Origin of the sequence: Rathayibacter festucae DSM 15932, assembly GCF_004011135.1 — a bacterium.
In the GTDB taxonomy this organism is placed as follows: Bacteria; Actinomycetota; Actinomycetes; order Actinomycetales; family Microbacteriaceae; genus Rathayibacter; species Rathayibacter festucae.
The window spans coordinates 4311985-4330372 of the sequence record NZ_CP028137.1 but is presented as its reverse complement, the minus strand read 5'-3'; the positions used below and the strand labels follow the sequence as shown (position 1 = coordinate 4330372).

The following is an 18388-nucleotide window of genomic DNA, read 5'->3' as shown; positions in this document are numbered from 1 at the left end:
TCTCAGCGGGCGAGAGTCCCGCGAAGGATCAGAGTCCCGAGCTCGGGAACGTCTGCATCATCTCCGAGAACAGCGCCGCGGTCCAGCCGATCGCGATGATGAAGGAGACCGCCACCACGCCGAGGAAGATCCACAGCGGGAGCAGGCCCCCGCCGGTCACGCGCTTCACGACGACGCTGCGCCCGATCACGTAGACGTACGGAGCGGCGAGGAAGGCCCAGGCCCAGTGGAACGGGCGCTGCACACCGGCCTTCTTCAGCTGCCGGTAGTCGAGGAACGCAAAGACGACCTCGGCCGCGTAGATCAGGAAGCCGACGACCTGGACGGCCCCGAGCCCGACGAGGTAGGCGGTCGACATCCCCATCGAGGCGCGCGGACCGTAGGTCGACGAGACCGCCGAGTCGGCGATGGCGCCCGGTGAGAGCAGGAAGATCGACAGCGCCGACAGCAGCGGCAGGAGCACGACGACCCAGATCCACGGGGTGCTGGTGACGATGCTCGGGTCGCGCGGCTGCGGCGCGGGGCGGCCGGCGTAGGCCGGCTGCTGGCCGGGCTGCTGGCCGTACTGCTGCGGGTACTGCTGGCTGTACTCCTGCGGCGGCTGCTGGCCGTACTGAGGCTGCTGGCCGTACTGGGGCTGCTGGCTGTACTGGGGCTGCTGAGCGTACGGCTGCTGCGGCGTCTGCTCGCCGTACCGCGGCTGCTGCGGGATCTCGCGCTCCGGAGCCGACTGACCGGACGCCGACTGGCCGTAGCTCGTGGCCTGGCCGCTCGAGGTCTCGCCGTAGGCGGGCCCGGAGACGGGCGGCACGATCGGCGGCTGCGGTGCGCTCTGCGCAGCAGGAGAAGCCGGGGCGGCGGGAGGGGTCGGGGCGGCGGGAGCCGCGGCGGGGGCGTCGCGCAGCGAGTCGGTCCAGCCCTGGCCGTCCCACCAGCGCTGACGCGGCGAGCCCGCGGGATCCGGGTACCAGCCGGCGCGCGGTCCGGAGGCCGAGGCCGCGCCCCGCTCCTGCTCGCCGTTCCGGTCGTCGCCGTGCTCGTTGCCGCCCTGGTCGTCCGTCATCGCGTCCTCCGCTCCCCTTCGGGCGCTCTGCCCGCCATCGGAGACGAGCGTATCGCCGCGATCCCCGGTCGCACCTGGGCGCGGCCTTGCCACGACCTCTGCCGCGCCTGAGCGGACGCCGTGCGCCCGCCTCCGCCAGGATGGACGGATGCCGCACCTCCTCCGCGCCCGCGCCCTGCTCTTCGACATGGACGGCACCCTCGTCGACTCCACCGCGATCGTGGAGACGATCTGGCGCTCCTTCGCCGAGCGCTTCGCCCTCGACCCCGCCGTCGTCCTGGGCGCCGTGCACGGGGTCCGCGCGGAGGACAGCGTCCGCCGCTTCGCCCCCGCGGGCAGCGACGTCGCCGGGATCGTCGACGAGCTGAACGCCTACGAGCTCGAGCACACCGAGGGCACGGTCGAGATCCCCGGCGCCGTCGCCTTCCTCGCCGCGCTCCCCCGCGACCGCGTCGCGCTGGTCACCTCGGCGAGCCCCGCGCTGGCCGCCGGTCGCCTCGCCGCCGCCGGCGTGCCCTCCCCCGCGGCCGTCGTCACCGCCGACGACGTCGTGCACGGCAAGCCCGCCCCCGACGGCTACCTCGCCGCCGCCGGCCTCCTCGGGGTCGACCCGGCCGACGCGGTCGTCTTCGAGGACGCCGAGGCCGGGATCCTCGCGGGTCTCGCCGCCGGCATGCGCGTCGTGGTCGTCGGCGCGCACGAGTCCGAGACCACCCGCGGGCTCCCGCGGATCCCGCACTACGCCGACGCGGGCGTCGAGCGCGACGGCGACGAGCTGGTGCTCACCCTGCCCTGAGCCGGCACGCGCTTCCGGTGCTCAGTACCGGATCGCGTCGATCACCTTCACCCGGACCGCCACGATCGCGGGCACGAGCCCGGCCAGCGCGCCCACGAGCGTCGCCGCCCCGAGCCCCAGCAGCGCCGCCTCGACCGGGAACGGCGGGATGTCGCTGATCCCGTTCTCCTTGACGAGCGCGACCGTCCACGGATTCGTCACCAGGATCACTGCGATCGTCACGCCGACCACGCCGGCGACGACCGTCGCGACGACGCTCTCCATCATGATCGAGAAGAAGATCCGCCCCGAGGAGGCGCCGAAGCTGCGCCGGATGCCGATCTCGCGGATCCGCTGCCGCACGGTGACGAGCGCGATGTTGAGCAGCCCGAGCGCGCCGAGCGCCAGCACGAGGCCGGCGACACCGCCGATCACCCAGGTGAGCACCGCGAACGGGTCGGAGTCGTAGCTGAGGTAGTCCTGCCGGTAGACGTCCGCCTCGAAGCCCGGGCCGAGCGCCGCGGTGACGTCGCGCTTGACGGCCTCGATCAGCGGATCCGCGATCTCGAGCGGCACCCACATCTCGTAGTTCGGCAACTGCGGCCCGCCGAACGCGGGATCCGCCTCGGGCGCGACGGCCGAGTAGGCGTCGACGAGCATCATCGCGCTCGGAGAGGTGTCGTACTGGTTCGAGGGCGTCACCCCGATCACGACCGCGGTCGTGTCGTGCTCCCCGCCGAGGAGGGTCGCGGTCGGGTGGGTCCGCAGGTCCGGGCGCCCGAGGCGGTCCCAGAAGACCTCGTTGATCACCAGCGCGGGAGCGAGCCGCCGCTCGTCGCCCTCGACGAACCAGCTGCCGCTCGTCAGCTCCACCCGGTGCATCTCCGCGTAGGGCTGGTCGACCGCGGTGATCCCGACGTCGACCGCGCCGTCGGTGAACTGGACGCGGGTGCCGCCGTAGGTCGTGCGGCTCGCGTAGTCGATGCGGTAGCGCTCGAGCACCTTCTCCCAGGCGTTCTGCATCACGACCGGGTCGACGACGCCCTCGGGGCCGGTCGTGTAGGCGCTGATGTACAGGCTCGCGGGCCGGCCGCCGCTGCGCTCCGAGACCTCGATGTTCGCCTGCCGGGCGATCCCGCCCGCGGCGACGACGCCGGTGAGCGCCGCGACGGCCACCGCCACGCCGATCAGCGAGAGCAGCACGCGGCCGCGGTGGATCCGCAGCTCGGTCCACGCCTCGACGATCGCGCCGACGACGCCGGTGAGGCCGCCCATCAGTGCCGCCCCGAGCTCGTTGCGGGGGCGGCGGTCGCGGACGTCGAGGCGCTGAGCCTGCCGTGGTCGAGCCGGTAGTGCCGCTCGGCGCGCGCCGCGATCGCCGGGTCGTGGGTGATGGTGACCAGGGCCGAGCCGGACTCCTGGGCGATCTCGTCGAGCAGGCTCATCACGCTCTCGCCGGTGTCGGTGTCGAGCGCGCCGGTCGGCTCGTCGGCGAGGATCAGCCGCGGACGGCGGACCAGCGCCCGCGCGATGGCGATCCGCTGCTGCTCGCCGCCGGACATCCGGCCGGGCATCGAGTCGACCCGGTGCCCCAGCCCGACCCGCTCCAGCATCTCGGCGGCCAGCGACGCCCGCCGCCAGAACTCGGTGCCGGTGGCGTAGAGCAGCGGCGTCATCACGTTCTCGCGGGCGGTGCGGCCCTCGAGCAGATTGAACTGCTGGAAGATGAAGCCGATGCTGCCGCCGCGGATCCGCGCGCGGGCCCGCGAGGAGAGCGACTCGGTGGGCTTCCCCTCGAGCAGCATCCGCCCCTCCGTCGGCTCGTCGATCAGGCCGAGGATGTTCAGGAGCGTCGACTTGCCGGAGCCGCTGCGGCCGACGACCGAGACGTGGTCGCCCTCGCCGACCTCCAGGTCGACGCCGTCGAGGATCGTCAGCGGGGGTGCGTCGGGCAGGGGGACGACCTTGCGGATCCCCTCGAGCCGCAGGATCGTGCGCTTGCCGTCGGTCACGAGCCCGTCCGTCACGAGCAGTACACCGAGCCGTCGGCGTTCTGCACGCAGTTCCCCTCGAGCTGCTCGCCCTCGCCGGCGGCGGCGCCCGGCACGAACTGCAGGATCTCGGCACCCTCGTCCACGCCGCCGGTGACCTCGATGCTGATCCCGTCGGTGAGGCCGAGGGTGACCGGGACCTCCTCGGTCGAGCCGTCCTCGGCGAGGCGGTAGACGACGCCCGACTCGGCGGTGCCCTCGACGGCGGTGGTCGGCACGACGAGCACGTTCTCCGCGAGGCCGCCCGCGAGGGTGACGGTGGCGGCGAGCCCGGGGAACACGGTCACCTCGCCGGGGACCTGGCAGCGGAAGCTGGTGCCGGAGCCGCCGGTCGCGCCGGTGCCGCCGGTCTCTCCCGCGGGCGTCTCGCCCTCGCCGGCGAGCGGGGTGGTGATGGTGAGCCCGGTGCAGGTGAAGGCGGCCGGGCCGCCGGTGACGGCGATCTGCGCCTCGGTCGGCCGGTTCTGGATCCGGTAGAGCTGCTCGGCGTCGATCGAGCCGGTGACGGCGTAGGTCGGCGGGGCGACCTGGCCGGTGACCTCGCCGACCGCGACGGCCTGGTCGTGGATGACGCCGAGGGCGCTGAGCACGCCGGCGGCCGGCGCGTAGACGCGCTCGAAGCGGACGGAGGGCGGCGGCTGGGTGACGGTGACCAGGCCGTCGGCGCCGGTGGTCTCGACGGGATCGCGCACGGTCTCGACGCGGATGTCGTAGATCAGGTCACCCGAGGCGACGGTGGCGCCCTGGGTGATGTAGACGTCGTCGACGGTGCCGACGGCGGTCGCCTTCACCGGCACGGCCGGGTCGGCGGCGACCGTGCCCTGGAGCGTGAGGTCGTTGGTGACGGTGCCGCGGCCGACGACGACGGTCGGCTCGGTCAGCTCACCGGTGGGCACGGTCGGGTCGGCCTCGGCGGACCCGTCCGGGAAGAACGCGATCTTGACCAGCGCGACCGCGACGGCCCCGATGACCACCAGCCAGAGGATCGGGAACACCCATCGTCGAACCGCACCCATGTCTGTCCCCCGACTCCGGCGCCCGTGCGCCCTGCGGCGCTCCCCCGTGGCGCGCCGATCGGCAGCCTACCGACCACGCGACGCACCGCGCGTCAGCCGCTGTGACTACTCCGGGGGCGGACGCCCCACCCCTCCGCCTCATGCTGATCGAGTAGCCCGCGCAGCGGGCGTATCGAGATCCGCCGGCGTCAGAACTCGAGTCTGCAGACCCGCCCCGCTGAGGACGGCGGGTCTCGATACGCCCCTCCGGGGCTACTCGACCAGCAATGGTGCGCGTCAGGCGCCGAGCTTCGCGACGACCGCGGCGACGCGGCGGGCCCGAGTCTCGGCGGCCTTGGCGCCCTCGACGGCGGTGACGTGGGCCTTCCGCGCGCTGGGCGAGAGGGCGTCGAAGGCGGCGGTGGCCCCGGACGCGCTCAGCGCGGCGGCGAGGTCCTCCGGCACGGCGACCGTGCGCGGGGCGGAGTCGAGCTCGAGGTCGACCTCGATCGCGTCCCCGCCGGCCAGACCGGTCGCGGCGCGCTTCTCCGACGAGAAGGAGATCAGTGCACGGCCGCCCATCGCGCCGACCGTGCCCTGGAAGGCGTAGCCGTTGACGACGACGCTCACCGCGGGCCGCTTGCCGCCGCCGAGGGCGTCGAGCACCTCGGGTGGCACCTCGATGCCGGTGTTGGTGCCCGTCTGGAAGAGCGTCGTCGTGTAGTGCACGGGACGAGGATGGCATGCGGCCGTTCCGCCCGCCAGACGCGCTCGCTGGCCGGGGGCTCAGCAGTCGCGGTCGGCCGGGTCCTCGCCGTCCTGCCGGCCGGGATCGCCGAGGGCCGAGCGCACGGCGTCGACGGTCATCCGGCCCTCCGGATCGAGGCGCGTCAGCATCCGGGTCATGATGTCGGCGAGCTGCGGGATCTGCTCGGCGTCGAGCGGGTCGATGACGTCGGCGAGCACCGTCGCGACGTGACCCGGGGCGGTGTCGACGATCTTCTGCAGCCCGGCGTCGGTGAGCACGGCGTTGGTCGCGCGCCCGTCGGTCGGGCACGGCCGGCGCTCCAGGTAGCCGCGGGCGACGAGCCGGGTGACGACGTGCGAGAGCCGCGGGAGGGTGGCGTTCGTGCGGGCCGCGAGCGTCGTCATCCGCAGGGCCCGGTCGGGCGCCTCCGAGAGCATCGCGAGGGTCATGTACTCGAAGTGCGTCAGCCCCGCGTCGCGCTGCAGCTGGGTGTCGAGCGCGCCGGGCAGCAGCTCGACCACCGCGACGAACCGCAGCCACGCCGCCAGCTGCTCCTCCGTGAGCCAGCGCGTACCCGCCGCACCCGCCGCTCCCCCGTCATCCATCCCCCCACCCTACCGCTTTGTTGCCGCGACAAGTAAGCAAGCGAGAAGGACTGTGCGACGTCCCGCCTCCGAGATCGGCGACCACCCACGAGGCGATCCGCGGATTCGCGTGCCAGCGAATCCACGAAGCCGAACGCACCCCGCTCTGCGGAACGCCCCCACCTCGCGAGCCGACCGCGCCGAGCCGCACAGGGGGCGGCTCGGAATCAAGCTCAGACGACGTCGTCGGACAGATCGATCGCCGCTCCGAAGCGGTGGTTGGTGATCGAGATCGACTGCTCCCGGAGGAAGGGCAGCAGCTCCACGCGGCCGGCCGGAGTGACGGGGTCGGCGTAGATCGCGACGTCGGGCGAGCCGCCGAGCGCCTCGGCGAGCGCCGTCGACAGCGGCACCCGCGAGCCGTCCGCGCGCACGAGCGGGACGGGCTTGCCGGTGCTGCCGCGAGTCATGCCGCTCACCACGTCGGTGAAGGAGCGGGTGGAGTCGCGGACGCTCTGCAGCGCCTCGATCGAGGAGTCCGGGCCGAGTGACGGCGCGGTGCCGCCCTGGGGTCCGCCGAACTCGTCGACCCGGTCCGAGACGATGTCGCCGACGATCCGGATCCGCGAGGCGGTGATCCGGCCGGCCGCGGCACGGGCGAGCCACTGCGCGTCCGACTCGACGACCACCTTCGGGGCCAGGCCCGCCATCTCGAGCAGCTCGTCGCCGGCGAGCATCCCGGCGACCTTGGGCGGCAGCGGGATCGACGTCGACACGTCCAGGCGTGCCCGCACGAGCAGCGCGGCGGCGATGACGCGGAGGAGCTCGCCGAGGTCGCCGCCGTCGGCCAGCCGCACGGCGACCGGCACCCGGAGGTAGCGGAACAGGTTGCGCTCCACGCCGACCTTCGAGATGTCGGTGACGACGCCGAACTCGGTCGCCCAGGCGAGCTGGTCCGAGAGCGCGGAGCGGCGCAGCAGGTCGAACTGCTCGAACTGGAGCGAGGACTGCGCGGCCTCGATGAACTGCCGGGCGCGGTCGTCCAGGCCCCGGAGGTGCAGGGTCGTCGACGGGCGGGCCGGCGAGGGCTTCCACGAGCCGAGCCCGATCAGGTGGTTCGGGCCGCCGGCCTTCGCGCCGCCGCCGACCGAGGAGCGCTTCCAGCCGCCGAACGGCTGGCGGCGGACGATCGCCCCGGTGATGCCGCGGTTGACGTAGAGGTTGCCGGCCTCGACCGAGTCGAGCCAGAGCGCGAGCTCGTCCGAGTGCAGCGAGTGCAGCCCGGCGGTGAGGCCGTAGTCGGTCGCGTTCTGCAGGCGGATCGCGTCCTCGAGGGTCGCCGCGTGCATGATGCCGAGCACCGGGCCGAAGAACTCGGTGAGGTGGGCGTAGCTGTCCTCGGTGACGCCCTCGCGGACGCCCGGCGACCACAGGCGGCCGGTGTCGTCGAGGCGCTGCGGCTCGACGAGCCAGGACTCCCCGGCGCCGAGGGTGGTCAGCGCGTGCGCGAGCTTGCCGGTCGGCTTCTCGATCAGCGGGCCCATCGCGGCGGCCGGGTCGCTCGGCCAGCCGACGCGGAGGGACGTCACGGCGTCGACCAGCTGCGCTCGGAACCGCTTCGAGCGGGCGACCGAGCCGACGAGGATCACGAGCGAGGCGGCCGAGCACTTCTGCCCGGCGTGCCCGAAGGCGCTCCGCACGATGTCGGCGACGGCGAGGTCGTAGTCCGCGTGCGGGGTGACGACGATCGCGTTCTTGCCGCTGGTCTCGGCGAGCAGCGGCAGGTCGGGTCGCCAGGAGCGGAAGAGCTTCGCCGTCTCGTAGGAGCCGGTGAGCAGCACCCGGTCGACCAGCGGGTCGGTGATCAGGGCGCGGCCGAGCGTCTCCTCGTCGAGGTCGACGAGCGCGACGAGGTCCTGCGGGATCCCGGCGTCCCAGAGCGCCTCCACGAGCACCGCGGCCGAGCGCCGGGCCTGCGGGGCCGGCTTGACGACGACGCCGGAGCCCGCGGCGAGCGCCGCGAGGATCGAGCCGGCCGGGATCGCGACCGGGAAGTTCCACGGCGGCGCGACCACGGTGACCCGCTCGGGCACGAAGGTGGCGCCGCCGACGGCGTCCAGCTCGCGGGCGCGGGTGGCGTAGTAGTGGGCGAAGTCGATCGCCTCGGATACCTCGGGGTCGGCCTCGGCGACCGTCTTGCCGGTCTCGGAGGCCATCACCTCGATCAGCCGGTCGCGGTTGGCCGCGAGGGCGAGCCCCGCGCGGTCGAGGATCGCGGCGCGGTCGTAGCCGAGGCGCTCGCCCCAGCGCTCCGCCCGGAGCGCGACCCGGCGCAGCAGCTCCTGCAGCTCCGCCGCGTCGGTGATCCGGGCGCGGTCGGCCGCGAGGGTGCCGATGGTCGATCGCGCGATGCGGTCGGTGATCAGCCGGGCCCAGCGGCGGTTGCCCGGCAGTGCCGGGTCGGTGTCGGGCTCGTTGCGGAAGGCGCTGGTCGCCGCGGTCGCCCCGGAGCCGCGGCGCAGCCCCAGCACCGCCTCGGTGAGGCCCTCGGCGGCCGGGTCCTGCACACGGGCGCCGGCGCCGGCGTGCTCGCGCACGAGCCGGACACCGGAGCCGGACGACCACTCGCGCAGCCGGTCCTGGGTGCGGTTCGGGGTCGGCACCGTGTCGTCGGGCGCCTCGAGCGAGGCGCGGAAGCGGCCGAGCTCGCGCTGCAGCACGCTCTCGTCCTCGAGCTCGAAGACGGCCGAGAGGAAGTTCTCCGGGCTGGAGTTCTCCTCCAGGCGGCGGATCAGGTACGAGATCGCGACGTCGAACTCGCGCGGGTGCACGACCGGCGTGTAGAGCAGGAGCCGGCCGACGTCCTCGCGGACGGCGCGCGCCTGACCGGTCGCCATGCCGAGCAGCATCTCGATGTCGACCGCGTCGGCGACGCCGCGCTCGTTCGCGGTGATCCAGGCCCAGGCGATGTCGAAGAGGTTGTGACCGGCCACGCCGATCCGGACCGCGTCCGTCCGCTCGGGCCGCAGCGCGTAGTCGAGGAGCCGCTTGTAGTTCGTGTCGGCCTCGGCCTTGCTGCCCACCGTCGCGAGGGGCCAGTCGTGGATCGCCGCATCCACCCGCTCCATCGCGAGGTTCGCGCCCTTGACGACGCGGACCTTGATCGGCGCGCCGCCGAGCCGCCGGCGCTCGGTCGCCCACTCCGTCAGCGACACCAGCACGCCGAGGGCGTCGGGGAGGTACGCCTGCAGGACGATGCCGGCCTCGAGCTGCTGCATGCCCGGCTGCTCGAGGAGACGGCGGAACACCGCGACGGTGAGGTCGAGGTCCTTGTACTCCTCCATGTCGAGGTTGATGAACTTCGGCTCCGGGCTCGCCGCGGCGAACTGGTAGAGCGGGGTCAGCCGCTGCACGACGCGGTCGACGGCCTCGTCGAACGCCCACATCGAGAGCTGGCTGGCGATGCTGGAGACCTTGATGCTCACGTAGTCGACGTCGTCGCGCTCGAGCAGCCGCCGGGTGCCCTCGAGGCGCCGGTCGGCCTCGCGCTCGCCCAGCACGGCCTCGCCGAGCAGGTTCAGGTTGAGGCGGTCGCCGCCCTCGCGCAGCCGGCGGATCGCCGAGCCGAGCCGGGCGTCGGAGGCGTCGACGACGAGGTGGCCGACCATCCTGCGCAGCACCTGACGGGCCGCCGGGACGACGACCCACGGCAGCACCGGGCCGACGGCGCCGCCGGTCGCGACCGCGGCGCGCAGGTAGGAGGGGAGGAACGCGGGGGTCTTCGCGGTCAGCGCGGCGAGGTTCTCGGCCGCGACCACCGGGTCCTCCGGGCGGGCGACCCCGTCGACGAAGCCGACCGTGAAGTCGAGGCCGTTCGGATCCTGCAGGACGCCGGCGAGGCGCTGCGCCGCGGGGTCGACCGGGAACGCCCGGCTGCGCACCAGCCAGCGGCGCACCAGCGCCTCGACGCGGGACAGGATCGGCGCCTCGACGTCGAACTCGGGCTTCTGCCGGGGCAGCCGCAGCGCCATGCCGGTCTGGTACTGGCCGGTGTCGCTCAGGGCGTGGCGGTCGATCTTCTCGTCGTGCCCGGCCGGCTCGCCCGGCTCGCCCGTCTCGTCCGGCTCAGCGCTCGTCTCGTCCTGCGGGTCGATCGTCTCGTCCTGCTCCGGGTCGTTCCCGGGCACGGCTGAGGGCGTCGACTTCTCCATCCCCCGAGGCTATGCCCGAGGCGGCGCGACGGCCGGTCGTGTCGCCCCGTCTGTGGACACTCGACGGAGAACTGCCGCTGTGGACGACACCCGTGCAGGGGCGATGGACGCGGGCCCGGCGGAGGAGCACCATGGGGCGCACCCGACACTCCCGCTCCCGATCGGAGACCCCGATGGATCCGCTGCCCATCCCCCGCGCCGCGATGATCGCGGCGCAGGCCCTGATCGACAGCTCCGCGTCCTACGACGGCGAGGCGACCGGCACCGTCAACCGCGCCGTCCTCGAGCGCGCGCTGAGCCCGATCGAGAACGGCGTGCTGGACGAGGACGGCGTCGTCGTTCCCACCTCCTCCGACGTCGCCGGCGCCGCGGTGATCTGCCTCACCTGGCTGACCGGTCGCCTCGTCGAGGCGAGCGGCCGCTCCAGTGAGGAGATCCTCTTCTCCCTGCGCGAGTTCGTCACCGAGGCGCTGCGCAGCGACGAGGGCTGACGCCAGACTGGGAATCATGGCCCGACGCGACAGGCACCGCACCCGAGACCTCTCCGAGCGCAGCGGCACCGCGCCCGGCCCGCTGCGCTCCGACACCCCCGCCGCGGTCGATCCCTCGGTCGACGTCGTGATCGTCGGCGCCGGTCACAACGGCCTGGTCGCGGCGGCCTACCTCGCCCAGGCCGGACTCGACGTCCTCGTCCTCGAGCGCGGGGCGCGCGCGGGCGGCGCGACCGTCTCGGAGTACCCCTTCCGCGGCGTCGAGGCGCGGCTCAGCCGCTACTCCTACCTCGTCAGCCTGCTGCCGCCGTCGGTCCTCGCCGATCTGCGGGTCGACGTGCCGCTGCTGCGGCGGCGCTACTCCTCCTACACGCCCGACCCCGCCGATCCGACGCGCGGACTGCTCGTCGACACCGGCGACGCCCTGGCCACCGCGGACTCCTTCGCGCGGATGGGCACCCCGGAGGACGCCGAGACGTTCGCCGACTTCTCCCGGCACACCTCGCGGCTGGCGCGCGCCCTCTGGCCGACGCTCACTCAGCCGCTGCTGCGCCGGGAGGAGGCGCGGCGGCTCGTCGGCGAGGACGCGATCTGGCGGGCGATGATCGAGCGCCCGATCGGCGAGGTGATCGAGCGGAACATCGCCGGCGACGCGGCGCGCGGCGTCCTGCTCACCGACGCGCTGATCGGCACCTTCGCCGGTGCCGGCGACGCCGACCTCGCGCAGAACCGCTGCCTGCTCTACCACGTGATCGGCGGCGGCACCGGCGACTGGGACGTCCCGGTCGGCGGCATGGGCAGCGTCTCGGGAGCGCTGGAGCGGGCGGCCCGGAACGCCGGCGCGCGGATCCTCACCGGCGCCGAGGTGACGAGCGTGGATCCGGCCGGCGAGGTCGTCTACCGCCGCGGACCGCGCAGCCGCCGGGTGCGGACGCGCTTCGTGCTCTCCAACGTCGCCCCGTTCGTCCTCGACAGGCTGCTGGGCGACGGCGAGGCCCTGAGCCCGGGAGTCCCGCGCCCCGAGGGCGCGCAGGTGAAGGTCAACCTGGTGCTGCGCCGCCTGCCGCGCCTGCGCGACGAGAGCGTCGCCCCGGAGGCGGCCTTCGGCGGCACCTTCCACGTCAACGAGGGCTACCGCCAGCTCGACGAGGCCCACCGCGACGCCGAGCAGGGCCGCGTCCCCTCGCCGATCCCCTGCGAGATCTACTGCCACTCGCTGACCGACCCGACGATCCTCTCGCCGGAGCTCGCCGCGAGCGGCGCGCAGACGCTCACCGTCTTCGCCCTGCACGTCCCCGACCGGCTGCTGACCGGCGAGAACGCCCCGACGCGCGAGCAGCTCGAGACCGCGGTCCTCGACTCGATCGACTCCGTGCTCGCCGAGCCGATCCGCGACCTGGTGCTCCTGGACGCCGACGGGAACCCCTGCATCGAGACGCGCACGACCCGCGACCTGGAGGAGAGCCTCGGCCTGCCCGGCGGCCACATCTTCCACGGACCGCTCTCCTGGCCGTTCGCGGAGGACGACGAGCCGCTGGACACCCCGGCCCAGCGCTGGGGTGTCGCCACCGAGCACCCGCGGGTGCTGCTCTGCGGCGCGGGCGCGCGCCGGGGCGGCGGCGTCTCGGGGATCGGCGGCCACAACGCGGCGATGGCGGTGCTGGAGGCGCTCGGCGCCTGAGACCGGGACCGCCTCAGTGCACTCGGCGGATCAGAGCACTCGGCGGATCAGTGCCACCGGTGGTCCTGGATCGTCATCCGCGGGCCGTGCCGCGGCTTGCGGGCGCCGCTCGTCCCGATCAGGCGGATGATCCGCTGCCGGTGCCCGCGCCACGGCTCGAGCAGCTCGAGCATCCCGTCGTCGTCGACCCCGAGGCGCCCGGTCAGCGCGAAGCCGACCGCCGCGGCCAGGTGGTAGTCGCCCACGCTCACCGCGTCCGGGTCACCGTGGGCCCGCATCATCACCTCGGACGCCGTCCACGGCCCGATGCCGGGCACCGACTGCAGGCGCTGCGCCACCACCTCGCCGCCGCGGCCGAGCGCCAGCGTGCGCTCGAGCCCCTTCGCCACCAGCGCCGCCGTCAGCACGGTGCGCGAGCGCCGCGGATCGACGCCCGCCCGGTGCCAGTCCCAGGACGGGACCCGGCGCCACTGCTCGGCCGACGGCGCCACGTGCAGCGCCACCGGCCCGGGAGCCGGCTCGCCGTGCAGTCGCACCAGCGCGCGGTAGGCGCGCCACGCCTCCGTGCTGGTGACCTTCTGCTCCAGGATCGACGGCGCCAGCATCTCGAAGACGAGGTTGGCCCGGGTCAGCCGCAGCCCCGCCGAGCGGCGCAGCACCTCGGCCAGCGGACCGTGTGCGGAGAGATCGAGCGCGCTCCAGTCGTCGCCGTGGCCGAGCAGCTCGGGCACATGATCGATCAGCCACTCCGCGCCCTCGCCCCAGGCCCGCGCGTGCACGGCACCATCGGCCGCCTGCCGCAGGTGCAGCGTGCCGGGGCCGAGCGGCGTGCGGAACGCGCGCCAGAAGCCGGTCGCGTCGATCAGCATCGTCGGGTCGCCCGAGCCGCGCAGCAGCGTGCGGAGCGTGAGCGCGAGGCTCACCGGCACGGCCGGCGCGTAGACCGTGGCCAGGAACGGCACGGGAGCGGGGAGCGCGGACGACACGCTGCGATGCTAGCCGCGGCCGCCGACACCCGCCGGGACCGGTCGATCCCGGCCTTGATCAGGCCTCCCGCAGAACTGCCATCCACGACGTGTTCGGAGCGGCGCCCCGCCCGGATTGGTTCAACCGGGAAGAACACATGCGCAATCTGGATCCCCCGATTCCGCTAGGCAGTACCCCGATCCCGGGCGTAGTTTCGCGCTGTCGCGGCACAGTCCGTCAGCCCGGCCAACCGCCTATCACTGGAGATGCGCACATGTTCGACACCACATTCATCCGCAACGCGATCGTCAGGAGCTCGGAGACGGCTCTCGACCGTCGCCGCTTCTTCGAGGCCACCGGCGTCGCCGGACTCGGCATCGGAGCGGCGGCCCTGGCCTCCGCCCCCGCCGCCTCGGCCGAAGAGGTCGCCGCTGAGGGCCCCGGCGACGCCGCCGTCCTCAACTTCGCGCTCAACCTCGAGTACCTCGAGGCCGAGTTCTACCTCCGCGCCGTCACCGGCTCCGGCCTCGCGAGCAGCGACACCGGCGGCACCGGCAAGCTCGGCGGCGTCAAGGGCGGCCGCGCCGTCCCCTTCAAGACCCCGTGGCTGAAGTCCTTCGCCCGCGAGGTCGCCAACGACGAGAAGGCGCACGTCAAGTTCCTCCGCGGCCAGCTCGGTGCTGCCGCTGTCGCCCGCCCCTCGATCAACCTCGAGGCCAGCTTCAACGCCGCGGCCGCCGCGGCCGGCCTCATCCCCGCGGGCGGCACGTTCGACCCGTTCCTCAACGAGCAGAACTTCCTGCTCGGCGCCTTCGTCTTCGAGGACGTCGGAGTCACCGCCTACAAGGGCGCTGCCCCCCTCATCCAGTCGAAGCTCTACCTGGAGGCGGCCGCCGGCATCCTCGCGGTCGAGGCCTACCACGCCGGTGCCATCCGCTCGGCGATCTACGGCGCCGGACTCGACGTGCAGGCGGGCAAGCTGTCCGACGCGCGCGACAGCCTCGACGGCCCCACCGACGACGACCAGGGCGTCAAGGTCGACGGGCAGGCCAACATCCAGCCCACCGACGCCAACGGCATCGCCTTCAGCCGCAACCCCGGCCAGGTCCTGAACGTCGTCTACCTGAACAGCAAGGCCACGACCTCCGGTGGATTCTTCCCCGCCGGCGTCAACGGCGTCGTCAACACCAGCCAGGCCAACTAGTCACTGACACTCTCTAGTCCCTGAACGACGCAGGGCCCTTCCTCGAGGCGGCGAGGAGGGGCCCTTCGTCGTCCCCGCTCAGAGGCGCTCGAACGGCCGGCCCGCCGGAACCTGCCCGAACGGGTGCCTCGAGCGCTCTCCCGCGTCCTCTACTCTGAGCGGGTGAAGATCGGGATCCTGACCTCCGGGGGCGACTGCCCCGGGCTGAACGCCGTCATCCGCGGTGCCGTGTACAAGGGCATCAAGGTGTACGACCAAGAATTCGTGGGCTTCCGCAACGGGTGGCGCGGAGTGGTCGACGGCGACCTCCTCCCCCTCGGGCGGCCCGAGATCCAGGGCATCGCCAAGCAGGGCGGCACGATCCTCGGCACGAGCCGGACGAACCCCTTCGAGGGCGACAACGGCGGCCCCGAGAAGATCGCCGAGATGATGGACCGCAACGGCATCGACTCGATCATCGCGATCGGCGGCGAGGGCACCCTGGCCGCGGCGAAGCGCCTCACCGATGCGGGCCTCAAGATCGTCGGCGTCCCCAAGACGATCGACAACGACCTCGGCGCCACCGACTACACCTTCGGATTCGACACCGCCGTCGGCATCGCCACCGACGCGATGGACCGCCTGCGCACCACCGGCGACTCGCACGGCCGCTGCATGGTCGCCGAGGTCATGGGCCGCCACGTCGGCTGGATCGCGCTGCACTCGGGCATGGCGGCCGGCGCGCACGTCATCCTCATCCCCGAGCGGAAGACCTCGATCGAGCAGATCGTCGAGTGGGTGCAGAGCGCCCAGGACCGCGGCCGCGCCCCGCTCGTCGTCGTCGCCGAGGGCTTCTCGCTCGACTCGATGGACGACGCGCACTCCGAGCGCGGCCTCGACGCCTTCGGCCGCCCGCGCCTGGGCGGCATCGGCGAGATGCTCGCCCCGATGATCGAGGACCGCACCGGCATCGAGACCCGCGCCACCACACTCGGCCACATCCAGCGCGGCGGCACCCCCAGCGCCTTCGACCGCGTGCTGGCCACCCGCCTCGGCATGGCCGCGGCCGACTCCGTCGTCGCCGAGCACTGGGGCCGCATGGTCGCCCTGCGCGGCACCGACATCTACCACGTCGACTTCGCCGAGGCCCTCGGCACCCTGAAGACGGTGCCCGACTCCCGCTACGAGGAGGCGCGCACCCTCTTCGGGTAGCGCGCTGCATGCTGGTCGAGTAGCCGCGCAGCGGCGTATCGAGACCCGCCGTCATCAGCATGGCGGGTCTGCAGGCCTCGCTCCTGACGGCGGTGGATCTCGAGACGCCCGCTCCGCGGGCAACTCGACCAGCAAGCAAGGGGCGCACGCTGCATGCTGGTCGAGTAGCCGCGCAGCGGCGTATCGAGACCCCGGGCCGGTCAGCCCTTCGCGCCGTCCGGCGTCGCCGTCGCGACCAGCACCGCACGCGCGAGCGTGTGGAAGTGCGCGTTGAAGCCGAGGATCGCCGGCGTCGACTCCGGGTCGAGCTCGAGCTCCTCGACGTCGAGCGCGTGCACGACGAAGAAGTAGCGGTGCTCGCGGTCCGGCGGCGCCGCTCCGATGAACTGGCGCAGCCGCATCTCGTTCGGCAGGGTCTGCGCGCCCGCGGGCAGCAGCTCGAAGCCGGCCGCGCCTGCGCCGGTCGGCAGCTCGGTGGTGTCGGCCGGCAGGTTGTAGACCGCCCAGTGCCAGAAGCCCGAACCGGTCGGCGCATCGGGGTCGAACACGGTCACCGCGAAGCTCTTGGTCTCGGCGGGCGCTCCCGACCAGCGCAGCTGCGGCGAGACGTCCTCGCCGCCCGAGCCCTCGCCGTAGTGGCGCGGGGCGAGCGCTGCGCCGTCGCTGATGTCGTCGCTCTCTAGAGTGAAGGTCGGCACCTCACCGAGGCGGGCGTAGGGGTCGTAGTTCCAGTCGGACATCCGGTTCTCCGTTCGGGCGCGGCAGTCGCGCGCCTGGGACCAGCCTAGGAACCACCGGCCGCAGGTCGAGGGCTTGCGCCGCTCACACTGCGCCGCTCAGGAACCGAGGTAGCGCCCCGGCCGGTGGTTGAAGGCGAGCACGAGATTCAGCACCACGACGCCCGCGGCCGAGATCAGCACGTTCAGCGGCGGCACCACCAGCAGCGCCGCGACGACCACGCAGGCGTCGAGCGCCATCATCACGTAGCCCGCCCGCCAGCCCAGCCGCTCCTGCGCGAGGAGGGCCAGGATGCTGAAGCCGCCCAGGCTCGAGCCGTGCCGGAACAGGATGAGCAGGCCGATCCCCGCGAGCACGTCGCCGGTGAGCACCCCGTACACCGGGTCGATCCGGAGCGTCCCGAAGGCGAGCGGGTGCAGCCCGGCGAGCACCGAGACCAGCACGATCGAGGACATCGTCCGCAGGGTGAAGCGCCAGCCCTTCTTCCAGAGCGAGAGCGCCAGGAACGGCAGGTTGACGACGACCAGGATCACGCCGAACGGGATCGGCGCGACGTAGCCCAGCAGCAGCGCGAGCCCCGCGGTCCCACCGGTCACCGCCTCGCTCGCGCGGAGCAGGAACAGGCCGAGCGAGACGACGAACGCGCCGGTCACGAGGCCGAAGACGTCCTCGAAGCGGCTGTGCGGCACGGGGAGAGGGGCGTCGGTCACCGGGAGATGCTGTCACACCCGCGTTGCCGGAGCGTTTCGGCCGACCCGGCCCGGCCCTCGTAGGATGACCCGGTGCTGCCGAAGATCCTGCTGTTCTACCGCTTCGTGCCGCTCGCCGACCCCGAATCCGTCCGGCTCTGGCAGCGCGAGCTCGCCGAGCACCTCGGCCTGCGCGGCCGGGTCCTGCTCTCGAAGGACGGCGCCAACGGCACCCTCGGCGGCGAGATGGGTGCGCTCAAGCGCTGGGTCCGCCGTACCCGTGAGCACTCCGCCTTCCGCGGGCTCGAGGTGAAGTGGAGCGACGGCTCGGGCCTGGACGAGGAGGGCCGCAGCATCGACTTCCCCGGGCTCTCGGTGAAGGTGCGCGAGGAGATCGTCTCGTTCGGAGCACCCGAGGAGCTGCGGGTGGACGAGTCCGGCGTCGTCGGCACCGGCGTCCGGCTCGCCCCCGACGAGCTCGACGCCCTGGTCGCCGAGCGCGAGGACGTGGTCTTCTTCGACGGGCGCAACGCCTTCGAGGCCGAGATCGGCCGCTTCGACGGCGCGGTCGTGCCGGGCGTCGCGAGCACCCGCGAGTTCGTCGAGCAGCTCGACTCCGGCGCCTACGACCACCTCAAGGGCCGGCCGGTCGTCACCTACTGCACCGGCGGGATCCGCTGCGAGGTGCTCTCGAGCCTGATGCTCGCCCGCGGCTTCGGCGAGGTGTACCAGCTCGACGGCGGGATCGTCCGCTACCAGGAGGCCCGCCGCGACACGGGGCTCTGGCGCGGTGCGCTCTACGTCTTCGACGGGCGCGGCTCGCTGACCTTCTCCCCGGACGCCGAGGTGCTCGGCCGCTGCGCCGTCTGCGCGGAGCCGACCAGCCGGATGCGCAACTGCGCCGATCCCGCCTGCCGCGAGCAGCTCGTCGTCTGCGAGGGCTGCGGGAGCGCGGTCTGCGCCGAGCACCGCGCGGATTCTCCGGTCTGACCATCGACCTG

Annotated in this window: 16 protein-coding genes; 6 read left to right on the top strand and 10 right to left on the bottom strand. The window is 73.4% G+C overall.

The window, feature by feature from the left end:
• Window positions 1–28: 28 nt before the first annotated feature.
• Window positions 29–1063, bottom strand: coding sequence for a DUF2510 domain-containing protein (locus tag C1I64_RS19775; protein ID WP_164874606.1), 1035 nt, complete (start codon window positions 1061–1063; stop codon window positions 29–31).
• 148 nt (window positions 1064–1211) lie between these two features.
• On the opposite strand from C1I64_RS19775, the gene C1I64_RS19770 reads away from it, so the two are divergent.
• On the top strand, window positions 1212–1859 hold the full coding sequence (locus C1I64_RS19770; RefSeq protein ID WP_123444892.1) for an HAD-IA family hydrolase: 648 nt from the start codon (window positions 1212–1214) through the stop codon (window positions 1857–1859).
• Window positions 1860–1880: 21 nt separating this feature from the next.
• Here C1I64_RS19770 and C1I64_RS19765 read toward each other — a convergent pair whose 3' ends face one another.
• From C1I64_RS19765 to C1I64_RS19740, 6 genes are all read right to left on the bottom strand, one after another.
• Window positions 1881–3113: an ABC transporter permease gene (locus C1I64_RS19765; protein WP_123444891.1), complete on the bottom strand. Its 1233-nt coding sequence runs from the start codon at window positions 3111–3113 to the stop codon at window positions 1881–1883.
• Window positions 3113–3850, bottom strand: coding sequence for an ABC transporter ATP-binding protein (locus C1I64_RS19760; protein ID WP_123735562.1), 738 nt, complete (start codon window positions 3848–3850; stop codon window positions 3113–3115). The genes C1I64_RS19765 and C1I64_RS19760 overlap by 1 nt, the downstream gene beginning before the upstream one ends.
• Before the next feature lie 11 nt (window positions 3851–3861).
• Window positions 3862–4884 (bottom strand): efflux RND transporter periplasmic adaptor subunit, encoded by a 1023-nt coding sequence (locus C1I64_RS19755; protein WP_127888392.1) that lies wholly within the window; start codon window positions 4882–4884, stop codon window positions 3862–3864.
• Window positions 4885–5181: 297 nt separating this feature from the next.
• Window positions 5182–5613 carry a YdeI/OmpD-associated family protein gene (locus tag C1I64_RS19750; RefSeq protein ID WP_127888391.1) on the bottom strand — a complete coding sequence of 144 codons (432 nt, stop codon included), beginning with the start codon at window positions 5611–5613 and terminating at the stop codon, window positions 5182–5184.
• A gap of 57 nt (window positions 5614–5670) precedes the next feature.
• Complete coding sequence (locus tag C1I64_RS19745; protein WP_127888390.1) at window positions 5671–6237, bottom strand: MarR family winged helix-turn-helix transcriptional regulator; 567 nt, start codon at window positions 6235–6237, stop codon at window positions 5671–5673.
• 212 nt (window positions 6238–6449) lie between these two features.
• Window positions 6450–10247, bottom strand: coding sequence for a proline dehydrogenase family protein (locus C1I64_RS19740; protein ID WP_127888656.1), 3798 nt, complete (start codon window positions 10245–10247; stop codon window positions 6450–6452).
• 353 nt (window positions 10248–10600) lie between these two features.
• Here C1I64_RS19740 and C1I64_RS19735 point away from each other — a divergent pair, with 353 nt between their 5' ends.
• Both C1I64_RS19735 and C1I64_RS19730 read left to right on the top strand, forming a co-directional pair.
• The gene (locus tag C1I64_RS19735; RefSeq protein WP_123444887.1) at window positions 10601–10918 is read left to right on the top strand and encodes a hypothetical protein; all 318 of its coding nucleotides are present in this window, start codon (window positions 10601–10603) and stop codon (window positions 10916–10918) included.
• A 16-nt stretch (window positions 10919–10934) separates the two neighbouring features.
• On the top strand, window positions 10935–12599 hold the full coding sequence (locus C1I64_RS19730) for a phytoene desaturase family protein (protein ID WP_208645173.1): 1665 nt from the start codon (window positions 10935–10937) through the stop codon (window positions 12597–12599).
• Window positions 12600–12646: 47 nt separating this feature from the next.
• Here the strand turns inward: C1I64_RS19730 and C1I64_RS19725 are convergent, their stop codons facing one another.
• Entirely contained in the window at window positions 12647–13585 is a 939-nt protein-coding gene (locus C1I64_RS19725; RefSeq protein WP_127888389.1) for a DNA-3-methyladenine glycosylase family protein, read from the bottom strand.
• 254 nt (window positions 13586–13839) lie between these two features.
• On the opposite strand from C1I64_RS19725, the gene C1I64_RS19720 reads away from it, so the two are divergent.
• Together C1I64_RS19720 and C1I64_RS19715 are read left to right on the top strand one after the other, a co-directional pair.
• Window positions 13840–14769, top strand: a complete 930-nt coding sequence (locus C1I64_RS19720; RefSeq protein WP_123733390.1) for a ferritin-like domain-containing protein — start codon at window positions 13840–13842, stop codon at window positions 14767–14769.
• A 162-nt stretch (window positions 14770–14931) separates the two neighbouring features.
• Window positions 14932–15960: a 6-phosphofructokinase gene (locus tag C1I64_RS19715; RefSeq protein ID WP_123444884.1), complete on the top strand. Its 1029-nt coding sequence runs from the start codon at window positions 14932–14934 to the stop codon at window positions 15958–15960.
• A gap of 200 nt (window positions 15961–16160) precedes the next feature.
• On the opposite strand, the gene C1I64_RS19710 is transcribed toward C1I64_RS19715, so the two are convergent.
• Window positions 16161–16700: a YbhB/YbcL family Raf kinase inhibitor-like protein gene (locus C1I64_RS19710; protein WP_123701810.1), complete on the bottom strand. Its 540-nt coding sequence runs from the start codon at window positions 16698–16700 to the stop codon at window positions 16161–16163.
• Between the two features lie 96 nt (window positions 16701–16796).
• On the bottom strand, window positions 16797–17408 hold the full coding sequence (locus tag C1I64_RS19705; RefSeq protein ID WP_123444882.1) for a YitT family protein: 612 nt from the start codon (window positions 17406–17408) through the stop codon (window positions 16797–16799).
• Between the two features lie 75 nt (window positions 17409–17483).
• On the opposite strand from C1I64_RS19705, the gene trhO reads away from it, so the two are divergent.
• Window positions 17484–18377, top strand: coding sequence for an oxygen-dependent tRNA uridine(34) hydroxylase TrhO (gene trhO, locus C1I64_RS19700; RefSeq protein ID WP_482822409.1), 894 nt, complete (start codon window positions 17484–17486; stop codon window positions 18375–18377).
• Window positions 18378–18388: the final 11 nt, after the last annotated feature.

Coding starts and splice junctions, on each gene's coding strand:
- C1I64_RS19745 (WP_127888390.1), bottom strand. CDS start 6,237: ATGGATGACGGGGGAGCGGCGGGTGCGGCGGGTACGCGCTGGCTCACG.
- C1I64_RS19710 (WP_123701810.1), bottom strand. CDS start 16,700: ATGTCCGACTGGAACTACGACCCCTACGCCCGCCTCGGTGAGGTGCCG.
- C1I64_RS19775 (WP_164874606.1), bottom strand. CDS start 1,063: ATGACGGACGACCAGGGCGGCAACGAGCACGGCGACGACCGGAACGGC.
- C1I64_RS19740 (WP_127888656.1), bottom strand. CDS start 10,247: ATGGCGCTGCGGCTGCCCCGGCAGAAGCCCGAGTTCGACGTCGAGGCG.
- C1I64_RS19735 (WP_123444887.1), top strand. CDS start 10,601: ATGGATCCGCTGCCCATCCCCCGCGCCGCGATGATCGCGGCGCAGGCC.
- C1I64_RS19765 (WP_123444891.1), bottom strand. CDS start 3,113: ATGGGCGGCCTCACCGGCGTCGTCGGCGCGATCGTCGAGGCGTGGACC.
- C1I64_RS19770 (WP_123444892.1), top strand. CDS start 1,212: ATGCCGCACCTCCTCCGCGCCCGCGCCCTGCTCTTCGACATGGACGGC.
- C1I64_RS19720 (WP_123733390.1), top strand. CDS start 13,840: ATGTTCGACACCACATTCATCCGCAACGCGATCGTCAGGAGCTCGGAG.
- C1I64_RS19730 (WP_208645173.1), top strand. CDS start 10,935: ATGGCCCGACGCGACAGGCACCGCACCCGAGACCTCTCCGAGCGCAGC.